At 71.7% G+C, this 18,117-nt stretch carries 18 protein-coding genes; 13 read left to right on the top strand and 5 right to left on the bottom strand.

Features of this window, described 5'->3' with window-relative positions; genetic code table 11:
• Positions 1 to 59: 59 nt before the first annotated feature.
• From AB0878_RS00505 to AB0878_RS00470, 8 genes are all read left to right on the top strand, one after another.
• Positions 60 to 857 carry a TIGR02569 family protein gene (locus AB0878_RS00505; RefSeq protein ID WP_366575160.1) on the top strand — a complete coding sequence of 266 codons (798 nt, stop codon included), beginning with the start codon at positions 60 to 62 and terminating at the stop codon, positions 855 to 857.
• Between the two features lie 118 nt (positions 858 to 975).
• Positions 976 to 3,030 carry a molybdopterin oxidoreductase family protein gene (locus tag AB0878_RS00500; RefSeq protein WP_366575158.1) on the top strand — a complete coding sequence of 685 codons (2,055 nt, stop codon included), beginning with the start codon at positions 976 to 978 and terminating at the stop codon, positions 3,028 to 3,030.
• Entirely contained in the window at positions 3,027 to 4,442 is a 1,416-nt protein-coding gene (locus AB0878_RS00495) for an FAD-dependent oxidoreductase (protein WP_366575156.1), read from the top strand. Before AB0878_RS00500 ends, AB0878_RS00495 begins: the two co-directional genes overlap by 4 nt.
• Before the next feature lie 32 nt (positions 4,443 to 4,474).
• Complete coding sequence (locus AB0878_RS00490; protein WP_366575154.1) at positions 4,475 to 5,812, top strand: nitrate/nitrite transporter; 1,338 nt, start codon at positions 4,475 to 4,477, stop codon at positions 5,810 to 5,812.
• Positions 5,812 to 8,331, top strand: a complete 2,520-nt coding sequence (gene nirB, locus AB0878_RS00485; protein WP_366575152.1) for a nitrite reductase large subunit NirB — start codon at positions 5,812 to 5,814, stop codon at positions 8,329 to 8,331. Before AB0878_RS00490 ends, nirB begins: the two co-directional genes overlap by 1 nt.
• The gene (gene nirD, locus AB0878_RS00480) at positions 8,328 to 8,666 is read left to right on the top strand and encodes a nitrite reductase small subunit NirD (protein WP_366575150.1); all 339 of its coding nucleotides are present in this window, start codon (positions 8,328 to 8,330) and stop codon (positions 8,664 to 8,666) included. Before nirB ends, nirD begins: the two co-directional genes overlap by 4 nt.
• On the top strand, positions 8,663 to 9,766 hold the full coding sequence (locus AB0878_RS00475) for a uroporphyrinogen-III synthase (protein WP_366575149.1): 1,104 nt from the start codon (positions 8,663 to 8,665) through the stop codon (positions 9,764 to 9,766). The genes nirD and AB0878_RS00475 overlap by 4 nt, the downstream gene beginning before the upstream one ends.
• Before the next feature lie 22 nt (positions 9,767 to 9,788).
• Entirely contained in the window at positions 9,789 to 10,625 is an 837-nt protein-coding gene (locus AB0878_RS00470) for a DUF3626 domain-containing protein (protein ID WP_366575147.1), read from the top strand.
• A 35-nt stretch (positions 10,626 to 10,660) separates the two neighbouring features.
• Here the strand turns inward: AB0878_RS00470 and AB0878_RS00465 are convergent, their stop codons facing one another.
• Complete coding sequence (locus AB0878_RS00465; protein WP_366575145.1) at positions 10,661 to 11,860, bottom strand: FAD-dependent monooxygenase; 1,200 nt, start codon at positions 11,858 to 11,860, stop codon at positions 10,661 to 10,663.
• 112 nt (positions 11,861 to 11,972) lie between these two features.
• Here AB0878_RS00465 and AB0878_RS00460 point away from each other — a divergent pair, with 112 nt between their 5' ends.
• A complete protein-coding gene (locus tag AB0878_RS00460; RefSeq protein ID WP_366575143.1) occupies positions 11,973 to 12,446 on the top strand; it encodes a MarR family transcriptional regulator in 474 nt (157 codons plus the stop codon).
• A 55-nt stretch (positions 12,447 to 12,501) separates the two neighbouring features.
• Positions 12,502 to 12,753, top strand: a complete 252-nt coding sequence (locus AB0878_RS00455; protein WP_366575141.1) for a hypothetical protein — start codon at positions 12,502 to 12,504, stop codon at positions 12,751 to 12,753.
• A gap of 239 nt (positions 12,754 to 12,992) precedes the next feature.
• Here the strand turns inward: AB0878_RS00455 and AB0878_RS00450 are convergent, their stop codons facing one another.
• Complete coding sequence (locus AB0878_RS00450; RefSeq protein WP_366575139.1) at positions 12,993 to 14,111, bottom strand: crosslink repair DNA glycosylase YcaQ family protein; 1,119 nt, start codon at positions 14,109 to 14,111, stop codon at positions 12,993 to 12,995.
• Between the two features lie 11 nt (positions 14,112 to 14,122).
• A complete protein-coding gene (locus AB0878_RS00445; RefSeq protein WP_354871478.1) occupies positions 14,123 to 14,521 on the bottom strand; it encodes a DUF3224 domain-containing protein in 399 nt (132 codons plus the stop codon).
• Between the two features lie 62 nt (positions 14,522 to 14,583).
• On the opposite strand from AB0878_RS00445, the gene AB0878_RS00440 reads away from it, so the two are divergent.
• Genes AB0878_RS00440 through AB0878_RS00430 form a run of 3 tightly spaced genes read left to right on the top strand, consistent with a single transcriptional unit; the run spans position 14,584 to position 16,839 of the window.
• Positions 14,584 to 15,561, top strand: a complete 978-nt coding sequence (locus tag AB0878_RS00440) for a YafY family protein (protein WP_366575136.1) — start codon at positions 14,584 to 14,586, stop codon at positions 15,559 to 15,561.
• Positions 15,554 to 16,348, top strand: coding sequence for a uroporphyrinogen-III synthase (locus AB0878_RS00435; RefSeq protein WP_366575134.1), 795 nt, complete (start codon positions 15,554 to 15,556; stop codon positions 16,346 to 16,348). The genes AB0878_RS00440 and AB0878_RS00435 overlap by 8 nt, the downstream gene beginning before the upstream one ends.
• Positions 16,348 to 16,839, top strand: coding sequence for a DinB family protein (locus tag AB0878_RS00430; RefSeq protein WP_366575133.1), 492 nt, complete (start codon positions 16,348 to 16,350; stop codon positions 16,837 to 16,839). The genes AB0878_RS00435 and AB0878_RS00430 overlap by 1 nt, the downstream gene beginning before the upstream one ends.
• Before the next feature lie 2 nt (positions 16,840 to 16,841).
• Here the strand turns inward: AB0878_RS00430 and AB0878_RS00425 are convergent, their stop codons facing one another.
• Both AB0878_RS00425 and AB0878_RS00420 read right to left on the bottom strand, forming a co-directional pair.
• Positions 16,842 to 17,663 carry a siderophore-interacting protein gene (locus AB0878_RS00425; protein ID WP_366575131.1) on the bottom strand — a complete coding sequence of 274 codons (822 nt, stop codon included), beginning with the start codon at positions 17,661 to 17,663 and terminating at the stop codon, positions 16,842 to 16,844.
• Positions 17,664 to 17,677: 14 nt separating this feature from the next.
• Positions 17,678 to 18,019: an MGMT family protein gene (locus AB0878_RS00420; RefSeq protein ID WP_366575129.1), complete on the bottom strand. Its 342-nt coding sequence runs from the start codon at positions 18,017 to 18,019 to the stop codon at positions 17,678 to 17,680.
• Positions 18,020 to 18,117: the final 98 nt, after the last annotated feature.

The following is an 18,117-nucleotide window of genomic DNA, read 5'->3' as shown; positions in this document are numbered from 1 at the left end:
GTCCGTGACCAGCGCGTCTTCTCGTTCGTGGGGCGCACAGGCGGGTACCTTCGGTTCTCGTGCGGTCCACTCTCGAACGGCCACCCGAGCGGGTGTGCGCGGCCTTCGGCGGCGACATCGGCCTCGTTTCGGCGTTGCCGGATTCGACGGCCTGGCGCTGCGGCGACCTCGTGCTGAAGCCGGTTTCGGACCGGTCGCGCACGCTGTGGACCGCCCGCGCGCTGGAGCACGCCGAGGATCCGGGCCTGCGGATCGCGAAACCGGTGCGCGCGAGTGACGGCCGCTGGATCGTCGGTGACTGGTCGGCCTGGCGCTACGTCTCGGGCACGGCCGAGAACCACGTCGACGGCGCCATGCTCGCCGCGGTGAAGCTGCACCGCGCCACGGCCGACCTGCCGCGGCCCGATTTCCTGTCCGCGCGCGACGACCTCGACGCGGTGGCCGACCGCATCGCGTGGGAAGAGCTCGACCGCCCGCTCGACGAGGCCAAGGGCGGCCGCTGGTTCGAGGTGCTCGCGCCTTCGCGCCGGCCGATCAAGCTGCCGTTGCAGGTCGCGCACGGTGAGCTGCTCGCGGGCGTGCTCTTCGACGGTGACGCGGCGCCCGGCATCGTCGACTTCGTGCCGTACTACCGGCCGGGCGAGTGGGGCGCGGCGATCGTGGCCGTCGACGCCCTGGCGTGGGGCGGTGCCACCGGCGAGCTGCTCGACCGCTGGGCGCACCTGCCGGAATGGCCGCAGCTGCTGCTGCGCGCAGTGCTGTTCCGGTTGGCGGCCAACGCGTTGAACCCGCGCTCGACGGGCGCGGCGCTCGACGGTCTGCGCGCCGCCGCGCGCGAGGTCAGCGCGATCCTGTAGTTCTCACCGCGGGCGCGCGGGAAGTGGCGAGTGATGTCAACTGCCTGAAACAATCAGGCATCTTCAGGTAACACGGCGTGCTTAGCGTCGGGGCCATCGCCGACCCCGAGGAGCGCCCGTGCCGCACGTCGACACGCATTGCCCCTACTGCGCGTTGCAATGCGGGATGCGCTTGGCCGGCACGCGCGTCACGCCGCGCGACTTCCCGGTCAACGCTGGCGGTCTGTGCCAGAAGGGCTGGACGTCCGGGGAGCTCCTGCGGTCCGGCGATCGGCTGACCACGCCGCTGATCCGGCGCGACGGTGAGCTGCAGCCGGCGAGCTGGGCCGAGGCGCTGGATCTCGTGGCGGCGAAGCTGCGTGAGCTGCGTTCGTCGCACGGGCCCGACTCCGTCGCGGTGTTCGGCGGCGGCGGGCTGACCAACGAAAAGGCTTACCTGCTGGGGAAGTTCGCGCGGGTCGCGCTCGGGACCTCGCAGATCGACTACAACGGCCGGTTCTGCATGTCGTCGGCCGCGGCGGCGGGGCTGAAGGCGTTCGGCGCGGATCGCGGACTGCCGTTCCCCGTCACGGATCTCGCGGACGCGGACGTCGTGCTGCTCGCCGGGGCGAACCCGGCGGAGACGATGCCGCCGTTCGTGCAGCACCTGCGAGGTGCCGAGCTGATCGTGATCGACCCGCGGCGCACGCCGACCGCCGAGCTCGCGAGCCTGCACCTCGCGCCGGCGCCGGGGACGGACCTGGCTCTGGCGTTGGGAATCCTGCACGCGGTGGTCGCCGAGGGACACCTCGACAAGTCCTATGTGGATCTCCGGACGGCCGGGTTCGACGAAGTGTGGCGCCTGGCCGCTGCGTGGTGGCCGGAGCGGGCCGAGCGCGTGACGGGTGTTGCCGCGGCGGACCAACGACGGGCCGCCGCGACGTTGGGTGAGGCGCACAACGCGTATGTCCTCACTGCGCGGGGGACCGAGCAGCACGCGACGGGGACGGCGAACGTCGGCGGGTGGATCAACCTGGCGCTCGCATTGGGGCTGCCCGGTCGCCTCGGCTCCGGGTTCGGCTGTCTCACCGGTCAGGGCAACGGCCAGGGCGGGCGCGAGCACGGGCAGAAGGCCGACCAGCTACCGGGATACCGGAAGATCGACGACCCGGCCGCGCGCGAGCACGTCGCCCGAGTCTGGGGCGTCGCGCCGGAGAGCCTGCCGGGGCCGGGGCGTTCGGCGACGGAGCTGCTCGACGCGCTGGGGCAGGAGGGCGGGCCGAAGGCGTTGCTGGTGTTCGGCAGCAACGTCGTGGTGTCGGCGCCGCGCTCGCGGCGGGTCCAAGATCGACTGTCCGCTTTGGACTTCCTCGTGGTCGCCGACTTCGTGCGGTCGGAGACGGCCGAGCGCGCCGACGTCGTGCTGCCCGTGACGCAGTGGGCCGAGGAAGACGGCACGCTCACCAACCTCGAAGGCCGGATCCTGCTGCGCCGCAAGGCCGTCGACGCGCCGGCGGGCGTCCGGTCCGACCTCGACGTGCTGCGGGAGCTCGCGATCCGGCTCGGCCAGCCGGCCGAGCGGTTCCCGGTCCACGCGGAAACCGTCTTCGAGGAGCTGCGCGCGGCGTCGAAGGGTGGCACGGCGGACTACTCGGGCGTCACCTACGACCGGCTGCGCGCCGGTGACGCGCTGCACTGGCCGGTGCCTTCCGCGGAGCATCCCGGAACCCCGAGGATGTTCCTCGACCGTTTCGCCCACCCGGACGGCCGGGCGAGGTTCGTCGCCGTCGACCACACCGGGCCCGCTGAGCTGCCCGACGCAGAGTTTCCCTTGCAGGCCACCACGGGCCGCGTCTTGCAGCATTACCAGTCCGGTGCCCAGACACGCCGGATCCCGGAGCTGGTGGACGTCGTGCCCGAGATGTTCGTGGAGGTCCACCCCGACACCGCCGACCGCGCCGGTCTCGCCGAGGGGGAACGGGCGCTGGTCCGTTCGCGGCGCGGCGAGACGGTCGCGCGGGTGCGGTGCGTCGCCTCGCTGCGGCCCGACCTGGTGTTCCTGCCGTTCCACTTTCCCGGTGAGGGGCGCGCGAACCTGCTGACGAACCCGGCGCTGGACCCGGTGAGCCGTATGCCGGAGTTCAAGGTGTGCGCGGTCGCACTGTCCAGAGTGGATGCTGGAGTGGACGCATGAGCGCCCGGCACGTGGTCGTGGCCGGCTACGGCATGGCCGGGGCGCGGCTGGCCGACGAGATCCGCCGCCGGGACCCGTCGGCGGAGCGGGCGCGGCTGACGATCGTCGGAGCCGAGCCGCATCCCGCGTACAACCGGGTGCTGCTGTCGTCCGTGCTCGCCGGCGGGCTGAGTGCGGCGACGGTGCGGCTGCACGACGAGGACTGGGCGGCTCGCGCGCACGTCGACCTGCGGCTGGGGACGTCCGTCACGGGTCTCGACCGCGCGAACCGCCGCGTGGAGACCACCGACGGACCGCTGGACTACGACGCGCTCGTGCTCGCGACCGGCGCCACGCCGTGGCTGCCGCCGGTGGAAGGGCTCGAGCCGGGGCCGGGCGTCGCGACGTTCCGGACCCTCGACGACTGCACCCGCATCGTCGACGCCGCCCGGCCCGGCGCACCCGTCGTGGTGCTCGGTGGTGGGCTGCTCGGCCTCGAAGCCGCGCGCGGCCTGGCCGGGCGCGGCGCGAACGTGACCGTGGTGCACCCGCACGGCCACCCGATGGAACGCCAGCTCGACGCCGGTGCCGGCCGCGTGCTCGCTCGGCGGCTCGCCGAGCTGGGCGTGACCTTCCGCTTCGACGCGACGGCCGCGCGCCACCTGCCCGGCGACGGCGTGAAGCTCGACGACGGCAGCTTCGTCCCGGCTGATCTGGTCGTGGTCGCCGCAGGCGTCCGGCCGGAGACCGCGCTCGCCGAGGCAGCGGGGCTCGAAGTGGACCGCGGCGTGCTCGTCGACGACCTGCTCCGCACGAGCGACGGCCGCGTCCACGCCCTCGGCGACTGCGCGCGCCACGCGAACGCGCCGGCCGGGCTCGTGCAACCCGCGTGGGAGCAGGCGGCGGTCCTCGCGGATCTCCTCACGGGCACCGACACCGCAGCGCGCTACCGCGGCACGACCGTCGTCACGCGGCTGAAGGCTCGCGGTGTCGACCTGACCGCGCTCGGCGAGACGCACGCGAGCGACGACGCCGACGTGCTCACGATCGACGACCCGTCCGGCGGCCGCTACGGCAAGCTCGTGGTCCGCGACAACCGAGTGACCGGCGCGATCCTGCTCGGCTTGCCCGACGCCGCCGCGACCGTCACGCAGTTCCACGACCGCGGCATCCCGCTGCCCGAAGACCGGCTCGCCGTGCTGCTCGGCCGCGCGCTGCCCGCGGGCACGCCGGCCGCCGCGAGTCCGGCCGACCTGCCGGCGTCGGCGTTGATCTGCCGGTGCAACGCCGTGACCAAGGGCCGGCTCGTCGACGCGTGGCGCGGCGGCGCCACCGACGTCGCCGCGCTCGCCCGTACCACCCGCGCCACCACCGGCTGCGGCGGCTGCCACGACACCGTGTCGGCCGTGGCGGGCTGGCTGGCCGCGCAGTGACCATCCGACTCTCTCTTGCCAAGGAGGACGCCGTGAAGAACCGCTGGATCGAGCACTGGGCACCCGAGGACGAGACCTTCTGGGAGACGACCGGAAAGCGGATCGCCCGCCGCAACCTGTGGTTCTCCGTGTTCGCCGAGCACATCGGCTTCTCGATCTGGACACTGTGGTCGGTCATCGTGCTGTTCATGGGGCCCGCCTACGGGTTCTCGGCGGCGGACAAGTTCCTGCTGGTGTCCACACCGACGCTTGTGGGCGCGATCATGCGGCTGCCCTACACGTTCGCGGTGGCGAAGTTCGGTGGTCGCAATTGGACGATCTTCAGCGCGGCGCTGCTGCTGGTGCCAACGGTACTGACGGCGATCGTGCTGCACCCGGGAACGTCGTTGGGCACCTTCGTGCTCATGGCCGCGCTGGGCGGCGTCGGCGGCGGGAACTTCGCGTCGTCGATGACGAACATCAACACGTTCTATCCCGAGCGGTACAAGGGCTGGGCGCTCGGCCTCAACGCGGGCGGCGGCAACCTGGGTGTCGCCGTGATCCAGCTGGTCGGGCTGCTGGTGATCGGCACGGCCGGGGCGACCGCGCCGCGGCTGGTGCTGTTCATCTACCTGCCGCTGATCGTGATCGCGGCCCTGTGCGCCGCGCTGTTCATGGACAACCTCGCCACCGTCCGCGGTGACACCAGGGCCATGCGCGAGGTCGTCCGATATGGACACACGTGGGTGATGTCGCTGCTGTACGTCGGCACGTTCGGCTCGTTCATCGGCTACAGCTTCGCGTTCGGGCTGGTGCTGCAGAACCAGTTCGGCCGCACGCCGTTGCAGGCCGCCGCGGTGACGTTCCTGGGGCCGCTGCTCGGCTCACTGGCGCGGCCGCTGGGTGGCCGGCTGTCCGACCGGCTCGGCGGCGGCCGGGTCACGTTCGCCACGTTCGGCCTGATGGCACTGGCCACGGTGGTGCTGGTGCTGGCGTCGTCGGCGAACTCGCTGGTGTTGTTCACGATCGCGTTCATCGTCCTCTTCGTCCTGACGGGCGTCGGCAACGGCTCGACGTACAAGATGATCCCGGCGATCTTCCAGGTGAAGGCGCGCGCGGCCATCGACCTCGGCGGTGACGAGGCCGCGGAACTGCTCAAGGCCCGCCGCCTGTCCGGCGCGTTGATCGGGCTGGCGGGGGCGATCGGCGCGTTGGGCGGGTTGTTCATCAACCTCGCCTTCCGGCAGTCGTTCGCCGACGCGCACAGCGGGATCCCCGCGTTCATCGGGTTTCTGGTCTTCTACGCGGTGTGTGTGGGCGTGACGTGGCTGGTGTACCTGCGCAAACCCGCAGTGCGGGCGCAGGTGGCGCTGGCCGGGGCGGAGGTCTGATGAGGACACTCGTGGTGGCCGGGCACGGCATGGTCGCGCACCGGCTCGTGGAGGCGCTGCGCGCGGCGGATCGGGCGGGCGAGTGGCGCGTCGTGGTGCTGGCCGAGGAGAACCGGCCGGCGTACGACCGGGTGGCGCTGACGTCTTATGTGGACACCTGGGACCCGGCGGCCTTGGCCCTGCCCGGCTCGGACTATGCGGAAGATCCCCTCGTGGAGCTCCGGCTGGGTGACGCTGTGGCAGCGGTGGACCGCGGAGCTCGCACGGTGACCACCGCGTCCGGCCGCGTGCAGGAGTACGACGCTCTGGTGCTGGCCACCGGGTCGCGGCCGTTCGTGCCGCCGGTGCCGGGTCGCGACCTGCCGGGTGTGTTCGTGTACCGGACGATCGAAGACCTCGATGCCATCCGGGTGGCCGCCTCGAAGCCGGGCCGTGGGCGCCGGTCCGCGGTGGTGATCGGGGGCGGGCTGCTCGGGCTGGAGGCCGCGAAGGCGTTGCGGGATCTGGGCTTGTCCCCGCACGTGGTGGAGATGGCGCCGCGGCTGATGCCGTTGCAGGTCGACGAGGGCGGTGGCGCGCTGCTGCGGCGGCTCATCCAGCAGCTCGACGTGACCGTCCACACGGGAACGTCGACGGACTCTCTCGAAGCCGACGGGTCCCGGCTGCTGGCCAAGCTCGGCAACGGCACCGAGCTGGACGTCGACCTCGTGGTGTTCTCCGCGGGGGTCCGGCCGCGCGACGATCTGGCGCGGGAGTGCGGCCTGGCCGTGGGCGAACGTGGTGGGGTGCTCGTGGACGCCGAGTGCCGCACCAGCGATCCGGCGGTGTTCGCGATCGGCGAGTGCGCGGCCGTCGAGGGGCGGGTGTACGGGATCGTCGCGCCGGGGTACGCGATGGCGGAGGTCGTCGCGGCGCGGCTCACCGGGGGAGCGGCGTCGTTCCCGGAGCCGGACACGGCCACCAAGCTGAAGCTGATGGGAGTGGATGTCGCCAGCTTCGGCGACGCGCACGCGGCGACCGAGGGCGCGCTCGAAGTCGCGGTGAACGACGCCGTGGCCGGCACGTACAAGAAGCTCGTGGTCACCGACGACGGCCGGACGCTGCTCGGCGGCGTGCTCGTGGGCGACGCGGCCGAGTACCACACGCTGCGGGCGCTGGTCGGCCGTCCGCTGCCCGCGGAGCCGGGTGCGCTGCTCGCCCCGGCCGGCGGCGGCGCGGCGGTCGGGGTCGAGGCGTTGCCGGACGAGGCGCAGATCTGTTCGTGCAACGGCGTTTCCAAGGGTGCGCTGACGCGGGCGATCCACGAGGACGGCTGTGACTCGGTCGGCAAGCTCAAGGCGTGCACGCGAGCGGGCACGTCGTGCGGCTCGTGTGTGCCGATGTTGGGGAAGTTGCTCAACGCGTGCGGAGTCGAACAGTCGACGGCGCTTTGCGAACACTTCAGCCAGTCGCGGGCGGAGCTGTTCGAGATCGTGCGGGCCACGCGCATCACCACGTTCAGCGAGCTGGTCAGCCGCTACGGCACGGGCTCGGGCTGCGCGGTGTGCAAGCCGGCCGTCGCGTCGATCCTGGCGACGCTCGGCAACGGCCACATCCTCGGCGGTGAACAGGCGACGCTTCAGGACACGAACGACAAGTTCCTCGCCAACCTGCAGCGCAACGGCAGCTACTCCGTGGTCCCGCGCATCCCCGGCGGTGAGATCACGCCGGAGAAGCTGATGGTGATCGCTCAGGTCGCGAAGGACTTCGGGCTGTACACGAAGATCACCGGCGGCCAGCGGATCGACCTGCTGGGTGCCACGGTGGACCAGCTGCCGGAAATCTGGCGGCGGCTCGTGGACGCGGGGTTCGAGTCCGGGCACGCGTACGGCAAGGCGCTGCGGACGGTGAAATCGTGTGTCGGTTCGACGTGGTGCCGCTACGGCGTGCAGGACAGCGTCGGCCTCGCGATCGAGCTGGAACTGCGGTATCGCGGGCTGCGTTCGCCGCACAAGATCAAGTCCGGCGTCTCCGGCTGCGCGCGGGAATGCGCCGAGGCGCGCGGCAAGGACTTCGGCGTGATCGCGACCGAGCACGGCTGGAACCTCTACCTCGGTGGCAACGGCGGCGCCACCCCGCGGCACGCGCAGCTGTTCCTGTCCGATGTGGACACCGAGACGCTGATCCGCACGATCGACCGGTTCCTCATGTTCTACATCCGCACCGCCGACCGGCTGCAGCGCACGGCGCCGTGGCTGGAGGAGCTCGACGGCGGCCTGGAGCACCTGCGCGCGGTGATCGTCGACGACAGCCTCGGCATCTGCGAGGACCTCGACGCCGCGATGGCCAAGCACGTCACGGACTACGAGGACGAGTGGCGTGGTGTGCTGGAGGATCCGGAGAAGCTGGCGCGGTTCAGCTCGTTCGTGAACGCGCCGGGCACACCGGACCCGTCGATCTCGTTCCGGCCGGAGCGCTCGCAACGGGTTCCGGTGCTGCTGGGCGTGCCGCAGCTCGGGAAATCGGAGGTGCGGCGATGACAACGTCGATCGAACGGACCTGGACGGCCGTGTGCGCGGCCACGCGAGTGGGCGACTGCTCCGGCGTGGCGGCGCTGGTCGAGGGCGAGCAGGTGGCCGTGTTCCACGTCGGCTCGGAGTGGTTCGCGCTGTCCAACTGGGACCCGTGCAGCGGCGCGGCGGTGCTGTCGCGCGGGATCGTGGGTGACGCCGGGGGTGAGCCCGTGGTCGCGTCGCCGGTCTACAAGGAACGGTTCTCGCTCCGCACTGGACAGTGCCTCGACTCGCCGGGCGTTTCCGTGCCTGTCTACCGCGTGCGGGTGCGGGAAGGAATCGTCGAGGTGGGCTCCCCGTGACGGACGTGCTCCCGCTGGCGGGTTTCGTCGCCGGCATCACGGCGGCGCGCCGGGCCGACGAGCTCGGCGCACTGCTCGTGCGCAAGGGAGCTGGCGTGCGGTACGGGCCGGCCATCCGCATCGTCCCGCTCGCCGACGACACCGAACTGCACGCCGCCACCGTGCGCTTGCTGGAGTCCACAGTGGACGTCGTGGTCGCCACCACCGGCATCGGCTTCCGCGGCTGGGTGGAGGCCGCCGAGGGCTGGGACCTCGGCGAGGCGTTGCTGACCCACCTCGCCCGCGCCCGCCTCGTCGCGCGCGGCCCGAAAGCCACGGGCGCCTTGCGGGCCGCGGGCTTGTCGGAGGACTACTCCCCGCCGTCGGAAAGCAATGCCGGCGTGCTGCAGTACCTCCTTGAGTCCGGTGTGGACGGCTTGACGATCGCCGTGCAACTGCATGGCGAACCTCTGCCGTTCTTCACCGAGGCCCTGCGCGCGGCAGGCGCGGCCGTGATCGAGATCCCTGTCTACCGCTGGGTCGGCCCGGCCGACCCCGGCCCGCTCGACCGCCTGCTGGACGCCGTGCTCGACGGCACCGTCGACGCCCTGCCCTTCACTTCCGCACCGGCCGCCGCGTCGACGCTCGCCCTGGCCCGCCGCACCGGCCGCCTGCCCGGCTTGGTCGACGCCCTGACGTCTCGCGTGGTCGTCGCCTGCGTCGGCCCCATCACGGCCGCACCCCTTGCCGCGCTGGGCATCCCCACCGTCCAGCCCGCGCGCTCCCGCCTCGGCGCCCTCGCCCGCACCGTCGCCGATGCGCTCCTGGCCCGCACCCCGTGCCTCACCGTCGCCGGCCACGCCCTCGAACTGCGCGGCCACGCCGTCCTCCTCGACGGCGACTGGCACGACATCGCCCCGGCCCCCATGGCCCTGCTCCGCGCCCTGGCCCACTCGCCCGGCCGGGTCGTCTCCCGCCGTGAACTCACCACGTCCCTCCCCGGTGGCGGCGAGGAACACGCGGTCGAGACCGCCATCGGCCGCCTGCGCACCGCCCTCGGCGGGCCGGCCGTCATCCAGACCGTGGTCAAACGCGGCTACCGGCTTGCGGTGGATCGGTGAGATCGGCGGGGATACTGGAGCCATGCCGCACCCGCACGAGACCGCGATCACCCACGTGGCAGCACGCGCGGCTGGTGCGCCCGCGGACCCGTCGTGGCGAGTGACCCTGCACTTCCACCCGGACCGGCTCGTCGCCGGGGCCCCGATTCTGGACCTGATGGCTCGTGACGGCGTGTACCGGTCGCAGTTCGAGACCGGCACCGGAAACGGGGGCCTCACCGCGCATCCCGGCGGCGACCGCTGGCGCTGGGAGAGCCGGATCTTCGGCGGCGCCTACGACGACGCACCGCCGGCGCAGCGGCCGAAGTACGGTTCGCTGAACTTCCGCCGCCGCCGGATCGGCGGCTCACCGCGGTTCGGGTCGGCCCACCTGCGCCTCGCCGCGCCGGTTCTGGTCCGCACCACGTTCTGCTACCCCGACAGCTTCTTCCAACCCCGGCGGTTCGGCGTCGCGGCAAGCCTGTCCGCGCTGATCACCGCAGCCCTGAGCGACGATCCGGATCCGCTCGACGACTACGTCGAAGCGCACGTCCACGGCGTGCTCGATCTTCGCGCCGACGTCGAAGCCGTGGTGCTGGATCCCTGCTACCGCGGCACTCCGATCGAGGCCGCCGCCGCCCGGTTGCCGTGTGCCGTCGAATGGCACGGCGGCTTCGTCCTGACCACGAGCGAACTGCGCCGGCTCCCGGAGTACCGCGGCCCGGAGTTCGTGCGGCTCGGGGAATCGCTGGCTCGCGACGGACGTCTCGATCCCCGTGTGCTCGGCGACGCGTCGCGCACCGGCCGTCACGACGAGCAGGCGCTCAAGCGGGTGTGGCACTGCGTGGCGAGGTTCGGCTCCGCCGAGTTTCGAGACTGAGCACGTACCGGACCGTCCGAAAAGGACGCAACCGGTCACGCGCGGCTCCTGGCCGGCCGTCGGCCGCTGAAGTCCGGCAGCTCCAGTGCACTGTGCTCCGGGCGGCCCGGGCCGCCGGGCAACGTCGTGAGTTCGCGCAGGTAGGCGTTGCGCTCGGCCAGCGCTTCGGCCGTGGCGGGGAACATCGTGGCGTTGCCTTCGGAGACCAGGGCCTGGTTGGCCTCGACGAACGGACGCGCGGTCTGTTCGTAGGCCTCGAACGCCGTCGTGTGGTCGGCGCGGGTGGCCAGCTCACCCGCAAGCACGTACGCACCGACCAGCGCGGTGCTGGAGCCCTGGCCCGTGAGGAACGACGGCGCGAACGCGGCGTCGCCGACGAGCGCGACGCGCCCCGCGGACCAGCGCGGCAGGTGGATCTGGCTGACGACGTCGAAGAACAGGTCGTCGGCCGTGCGCATCCCCTCGACCAGGCGGGGGATTTCCCAGGCGTCGCCCGCGAAGACCTCGGCGACGAGTTCGCGCTGCGCGTCCGGGTTGCGGAACGCCGCGAAGGGCGGCTCGGGACGCGCGAAGGTGAGGAAGCCGTGGATCTGCTCGCTCTCGCCCGCCGCGTAGAGCGCGGCGCCGCGGCCGGGCAAGCTCCAGAGGACGCCCTCGCGGTGCAGGCCGAAGGTGTTGGGCACCGTGAAGCCGGCGAAGCAGTAGCCGAGGTAGGTGTGGAACTGCTCTTCGGGACCGAACTTCAGGGCGCGGACACCCGAGTGCAGGCCGTCGGCGCCGATGACCAGGTCGAACGTGCGGCGCCGGCCGGTGCGGAAGGTCACGGCGACTCCGTCGTCGTGGTCGTCGAGGGCCGCGACGCTGTCGTTGAAGAGGAACTCGACGCCTTCGCGGATGGTGCTGTAGAGCGCTTCGGCGAGGTCGCCGCGGCGCACTTCCAGGTCGCGGCCCTCGATGCCGCCGGTGATGGCGTCCGGGCGCAGCGAGGCGATTGTGCTGCCGTCGGCGCCGAGAAAGGTGAGCTGCCGCGTGTTGACGTCGGCCTCACGCAGCCGCGGCATCAGGCCCATCTGCTCGACCACGCCGAGGGCGGTGCCGCGGATGTCAATGGGGTAACCGCCGCCGCGCAGGGCCGCGGCCTTCTCGACGACGGTGACGGCGAAGCCGTATTCACGCAGCCAGTAGGCCAGCGCGGGACCGGCGATGCTGGCGCCGGAGATCAGGACGGTGGTCATGGTGACTCCTCGATAGCTAAGTTAGGTATGCTTCTCGCGAGCACAAGGGTCCCTGGTTCGGCCTTGCGCCTTGAGGCAACTATATAGCTAACTTAGGTATGTAAGAGGTGTGATGAGCGACACAGAAGACCGGCTCGACCCGATGACGGTGCTGCCGCGCCTGATGCAGCTGAGCACGGTGCTCAACCGCAGCCATATCGCCGAGCGCGCCATGGAGCAGGCCGGCCTCACCCTCGACCGGCCGGCGCTCACCGTGATCATCACCCTCCAAATGGCGGGCAAGCCGCTTCGCGTCGGCGAGATCGCCACGCGCATGCAGGTCGTCGGCCCGCACGTCACGCGCCACCTGAACGCCCTGGAGAAGCGCGGCCTCGTCCGCCGCGTCGCCGACCCCGACGACCAGCGCGCCCGCCTCATCGAACTCACCCCGGACGGCGCCGCCGCGGCCGGGCGCTACCTGCAGACCGTCCTGAGCTGGTTCACCGAGGCGGTCGCCGACTGGTCCATCGAGGACCAGCGAACGTTCGGCACGCTGCTCAACCGCTTCGTCGACGACCTGACGGCTCGGGTGTCCGAAGTGGACTAAGCCGTGTCTCTGAACGTGCGACGCAGTAATCGCCGATAGCCCCACAGTGTCCTGTGTGACCACGAAACTGTCCCACGGGGCATCGGGGGCGCTGCGGCGTTTCGCGGGCCGGGTTGCTCGCGGCTCGGTCGGGCATCCGCTTCTCGACGGGATCGACTATGGGGACGATCTGCGCGACTCCCCGAGCCAGATGGAGGCTCTGTTCGCGATCTTCGCCAACGTGCTGGAACTCGACGATCAGGGCGAACCCGTGAACGATGATGACGGCCACTACGACGGCGCCGCGGTTCGGAGATCACGGCCCTGATCCCGCACCCGCGCAGTTCGGTCGGTTGGCTGCGGAGGTGTAAGTCTTGTCCTCCGGCTAGATTCGCGGCTGCCCACCTTCGACGCGGGGTACCCGGATGCCGGGCAGAACCGCCTGCAACTGCTTGCCGTCGCAGCCCGGCCCAGCAGCGACCACGGCGGCCCTTGCCGTCCACCGCGTAGCGGACCTTGGTCGTCGGTCCGCCGCGCGCGCGTCACTCAACGGTTTGAAGACACGGACTAGGCCCAGGTGACCGAGAAGTCCGCGTACCCCCGCGCCGTGGCGGCCCGGGAAGCTTCTGCCTCAGCCGCATCCCGATCCGCCGCGCGGAGTGGGTCGAAGGCGGTCACGGTGAAGGCCAGGCGTTTGCCCGAGCCGCGGGTGCGCCAGACGCCCATCAGTTCGCCGTCCACCAGCAGTGCGCCGGGGCTGCCGAGGATTTTCCACACTTCCTTCGCGCGGGCCTTGTCCGGCACCAGCACGGTTTTGTCGCGGGCCTGAGTGAACGGGTCCAGCGGCGGCAGCAGCCGGACCACCGACGGGGTCGGCGGGTTCTCCAGCGCGGTCACCTGGTCGGCGGGCAGGAACGCCCGGCGACCGTCCACTTTGACCTCGGCCAGATCGTCAGGCCAGGCGGCCGACAGGGCCGTCTTCGCCGTGCCCACGAAACCCGCCGCGTCGCCCTGGGTGGCGGGGCCGTTGGCGACCAGGTAGCCGCGCACGACGCGTGATACGGCGGCCGCGTCGGGTGAAGTCCGCATGCGGCCGCGGTTTTCCAGCGGCGCGAGCGTCGCCGGGGACTGGTCGGCCTCCAGGCGCACGCCGCCGTGGAGGGTGGCCAGGCGCATGAGCTGCTCCTGGATGTGCGTGGCGTTGCAGGGCCGGCACCAGCGCGAATACGAATCCGGCAGCTCACGCGTGGCGGCGGCGCTCGCGGCGCCCTTCGACATCGGCTGCGTCACGACCTTGCGGATGGCCCGAGCGGCGGTGAAGAGCACCTCCGACGCGGGCACGCCCGTCGCGCCGATTTCCTTCTTCTGCCACAGCATCCGGGCCAGGGCGTCGGCGTCGTCGAGGGGGATCAGCGACGTCACGAGCTCGCGCAGGTCCTCGCGCCGGTGGAAGTGCGGGGCGCCGCGGTGGGACCAGACGAGCACCACGCGTGGATCGTCCACAAGGGACGTCGGTACCACCGGCGACGAAGACCGCGCCGAGAGGGCGAGCAGGGCGGTGTCACGCATGCTGTCCTGCAGGCCGAGGTCGAACAGCGGCGACGCCACCGGGTCCGCCAAGTCCCGGTGCAGCCCGTGCCGCGCGACCCGGTACGCCATCACCTGCTTGCGTGACACCTCGAGCACAGCGGCCTCCTTCAGCTCAGCGCGTAGTCGAAGGTGTACGACACCGTCGGCTCGCCCATCGTGCCCTTCACCGTGCCCGACCCGGTCAGGCCGGTGAGCTCGCCCGTCGCCGAGCCGGCCACGACGTCGAACTTCGACCAGATGCCCTTCGGGTCGAAACCGCCCTCGTGCCGGACCACGAACGTGCCGCGGCGGCCGTCCACGGTCGCGTCGAACCGCTCGAAGCTCGGTGACGTGGTGCCGCCGCCGTCGTAACCCTCGCCCGCGTAGTACAGCAGGTAATCGCAGATCGACTCACCTTCGATCACGCCGCTGTACTCCATCGTGGCGTGCGCGTAGGCCACGCGCGGGCCGCCTTCGCTGCCGCTGGCGAGGTGTTCGTCCCAGTTCTTCATGCTGAACGTGTTCATGGGGACCACTCAACCGCCCATACCTGTCAGCTTGTGTCAGGATTTTCGGTCATACTCGATTCATGCGCGCGTCCCGGCTGCTCACGGTGCTTCTCCTGCTGCAGAACCGCGGCCGGATGACGGCCGAGGAGCTGGCGGCCGAGCTGGAGGTCTCCGTCCGGACGGTCTACCGCGACATCGACGCGCTGTCGGCTTCCGGCGTGCCCGTCTACGCCGATCGCGGCCGCACCGGCGGCTACCAGCTGGTCGACGGCTACCGCACGCGGCTGACCGGGCTCACCGAGGAGGAGGCGCAGTCGCTTTCGCTGGCCGGGCTGCCCGTCGCCGCCGCGGAGCTGGGGCTAGGCACGGTGCTGGCGGCGGCGCAGCTCAAGCTGTACGCCGCGTTGCCGAAGGAGCTGCGCAGCCGTGCGGGCCGCGTCGCCGAGCGGTTCTACCTCGACGTGCCCGGGTGGCACCGCGGGATCGAGAGCCTGCCGGTGCTGTCCGAGGTCGCCGACGCCGTGTGGACGAGCCACCGCGTCCGGATCCGCTACGAACGCTGGGGCCAACGCGAGGTCGAGCGCGTACTGGAGCCGCTCGGCCTGATTCTCAAGGCGGGCAACTGGTACCTCGCCGGGCGGTGCGAGGGGACCGATCGCACGTACCGGATTTCGCGGATCCGGGAGCTCACGGACCTCGGCGAGGACTTCGAGCGACCGGCGGATTTCGACCTGCCTCGTTACTGGCAGGAGTGGTCGGAGCAGTTCGAACGGCGCATGTACCCGCGGCTCGCGACCGTGCGCCTGTCGCCGCGGGCGCAGGGGCTGCTGCCGTTCTACGCGGGCAGCGTCGGCGCGCGGGCGCTGCGCGAGGCCCGGGACGGCGGCGCCGTCGCGGATGAGGAAGGCTGGCTCACGATGCAGCTGCCGGTCGAGCCGGGGGAGCCCGCGATCGGCGAGTTGCTGCGGTTCGGGCCGCACCTGGAGGTGCTCGAGCCGGTGGACCTGCGGGCGCAGCTCGCGGAGGCGATCAGGGAGATGGGCGCGACCTATGGGTGAGCTGGACGGGGTGCGGATCGGCGTCACGGCCGAACGCCGCGCCGACGACCTCATCTCGGCGCTGCTTCGCTACGGCGCGCAGGTGCGCCACGCGCCGACGATCACCATCGTGCCCCTCGCCGAAGATCCCGAGCTGCGGCTCAGTACCGAAGCCGTGCTCGCCGCGCCGGTAGCGTTCACGGCCGTCACGACCGGCGCCGGCTTCCGCGGCTGGCTCGCCGCCGCCGACGGCTGGGGCCTCAAAGCCGACCTGCTCACGGCTCTGGGCGCGTCCCGCATCTTCGCGCGCGGCCCGAAAGCCGTCGGCGCGGTGCGGGGCGCGGGCTTGCGCGAGGAGTTCTCGGCGCCGGGGGAGAGCAACGCCGAGCTGTTCGGAGAGCTGGTCTCCGCGGGAGTGGTCGGTTCCCGCGTTGCCGTCCAGCTCCACGGCGCCCCGCTGCCGGAGTTCACCGGTCTTCTGGTCGGCGCCGAGGTCGTCGCCGTGCAGCCCTACCGCTGGCACTCACCCGCCGACACCGCCCCGGTCGTCTCCCTGGCCCACGACATCCTCGCCGCCGAGGTCGAAGCCCTCGTCTTCACCAGCGCGCCGGCCGCCACCAACTTCCTCACGCTGACCGCCGGCACCGGCGCCCACGACGTCCTCCGGCGTGGTGCGATCAAGACCTTCTGCGTGGGCCCGGTGACCGCGGCGCCGCTGGAAGCGCAGGGCATTCCGACGGTTCAACCCGACCGGCAACGGCTCGGCGCTTTGGTGAAGCTGGTGGTCTCGACACTGGGGAGGGCTTGATGGGTGAGTTCAGGGGTTCGTTCGCGGTGCCGCTGGACGACGAACGGACCCAGCTCGAGGCGTTCATCGAGGAATACCGCGTGGGCCTCGAGAAGACGCTCGGAGGGCTCACCGAGGAGCAGGCCCGCCGCCGCCTCGTGCCGTCGGCGACCACGCTGCTCGGGCTGCTCAAGCACGTCACGTGGATGCAGCGCGTGTGGTTCGAGGAATGCGTCGGCGGCACGTCCCGCGGTGAGCTGGGGCTGGTGCGGAGCCCGGACGAGTCGTTCCGTCTCGCCGACGACGACACCGTCGCCTCGGTCACGGCGGCCTACCGGGAAGCCTGCGCCACGGCGCGGACCGCGGTCGCGGACCTGGCGCTGGACGCCGTCGTGACCGGCCACCGGTCCGGCCCGCGCACCGTTCACTGGGTGTACCTGCAGGTGCTGCGCGAGCTGGCCCACCACTGCGGCCACGCCGACATCCTGCGGGAGCAGGTCCTGGCCGCCTGAGGTCAGGACGCCGCTTCCACGCGCTCGCGCCCGACCGCGTCCTCGCTGAGGCCGTGGCGCCAATAGCCGGTGAAGCAGATGGCCGCCTTGTCGAAGCCGCGGTCGCGGACGAGGTGGCGGCGGACGTGTTTCACGATGTCGGCCTCGCCCGAAACCCAGGCGTACGGCGCACCACTCGGCAGCCTTGCGGCGCGGACGGCATCGAGCAACGCTTCGCCGTGAGGCCGGTTGCCGCGCACGATCCAGTGCAGCTCGACGGCGCCGGCGGTTTCGAACGTCTGGCGTTCGGCGCGATCCGGGATCTCGACGTAGATCGACGCGCGGGCCGAGCGCGGCAGGTGCTCCACGATCGCGCCGATCGCCGGCAGTGCGGTCTCGTCGCCCACGAGCAGCTGCCACTCCGCTGCTTGCGGCACCTCGTACAGACTGTGCGGGCCCACGAACGCCACCAGGTCGCCGACCGCCGCCCGCGCGGCCCACGCCGAAGCCGGGCCCAGATTGTCGTCGTGCAGGACGAAGTCGACGTCGACCTCGTCGAGCTCGGGCCGCAGCGCGCGCACGGTGTAGGTGCGCATCGGCGGCCGGGCGCCGTCGGGCATCGCGAGGTAGGTCTTGTACCAGGACACCACGTCGCCGCTCGACGGCGCGGGCGGCAGCTGCGGCTCGTCCTGGCCCGGCAGCGGGAAGAACACCTTCACGTACGCGTCGGGCCCGAAGCCCTCGGTCGCGGCGAGTGTTCTGCAGTCGAACGTGATCCTCACCATCTGCGGGGTGACCCGCCGGACCGCGGTGACCCGGCCGCGGTGCGAAGCTAGCAGCGCCATTAGGCAAACCTAACCTAAATATCGGGGATCTCAAAGAGCCCGACGGGAGCGTCCTCGTCCACCAACCCGTCCGGCTGCCAGCGGTACTTGCGCAAGTCCACGCGCTGGCCGTCCGCGAGCACGCCCTCCGCGCGCAGGAGTTCGAGCTGGCGGTGGGCCAGATGGGGCGCCGGAGTGCCGTTGGCGCGCAGGATCCGCTGCCACGGCAGGTCGTGCCCGTCTTCGGCGAGCACCCGCCCGACCAGCCGGGGCGAGGGTGCACCGCTGAGCGTGGCGATGTCGCCGTACGTCGCGACGGTCCCCGCGGGGACGTCCTTGATGACAGCCCGGATCCGTTCGTGCAGTTCGTCGTCCATCCCCGCACTTTGCCGCACCACACCGACAGTTCAACGTCCCGACCCGGGAAAGGCGTGCCGGTGCGCCACCCGTGCGTGTCAGCATGGTTCCATCGCTG

This window comes from Amycolatopsis sp. NPDC047767, from assembly GCF_040704195.1.
Classification (GTDB): Bacteria; Actinomycetota; Actinomycetes; order Mycobacteriales; family Pseudonocardiaceae; genus Amycolatopsis.
The sequence above is the reverse complement of the archived record's forward strand: the minus strand, read 5'-3'. Positions and strand labels throughout refer to the sequence as shown.

What these genes read in the sequence shown, in the direction of transcription:
- AB0878_RS00425 (WP_366575131.1), bottom strand. Translation starts at nt 17,663, where the DNA reads ATGGCGCTGCTAGCTTCGCACCGCGGCCGGGTCACCGCGGTCCGGCGG.
- AB0878_RS00460 (WP_366575143.1), top strand. Translation starts at nt 11,973, where the DNA reads ATGAGCGACACAGAAGACCGGCTCGACCCGATGACGGTGCTGCCGCGC.
- AB0878_RS00445 (WP_354871478.1), bottom strand. Translation starts at nt 14,521, where the DNA reads ATGAACACGTTCAGCATGAAGAACTGGGACGAACACCTCGCCAGCGGC.
- AB0878_RS00420 (WP_366575129.1), bottom strand. Translation starts at nt 18,019, where the DNA reads ATGGACGACGAACTGCACGAACGGATCCGGGCTGTCATCAAGGACGTC.
- AB0878_RS00430 (WP_366575133.1), top strand. Translation starts at nt 16,348, where the DNA reads ATGGGTGAGTTCAGGGGTTCGTTCGCGGTGCCGCTGGACGACGAACGG.
- nirB (WP_366575152.1), top strand. Translation starts at nt 5,812, where the DNA reads ATGAGGACACTCGTGGTGGCCGGGCACGGCATGGTCGCGCACCGGCTC.
- nirD (WP_366575150.1), top strand. Translation starts at nt 8,328, where the DNA reads ATGACAACGTCGATCGAACGGACCTGGACGGCCGTGTGCGCGGCCACG.
- AB0878_RS00440 (WP_366575136.1), top strand. Translation starts at nt 14,584, where the DNA reads ATGCGCGCGTCCCGGCTGCTCACGGTGCTTCTCCTGCTGCAGAACCGC.
- AB0878_RS00470 (WP_366575147.1), top strand. Translation starts at nt 9,789, where the DNA reads ATGCCGCACCCGCACGAGACCGCGATCACCCACGTGGCAGCACGCGCG.
- AB0878_RS00435 (WP_366575134.1), top strand. Translation starts at nt 15,554, where the DNA reads ATGGGTGAGCTGGACGGGGTGCGGATCGGCGTCACGGCCGAACGCCGC.
- AB0878_RS00495 (WP_366575156.1), top strand. Translation starts at nt 3,027, where the DNA reads ATGAGCGCCCGGCACGTGGTCGTGGCCGGCTACGGCATGGCCGGGGCG.
- AB0878_RS00465 (WP_366575145.1), bottom strand. Translation starts at nt 11,860, where the DNA reads ATGACCACCGTCCTGATCTCCGGCGCCAGCATCGCCGGTCCCGCGCTG.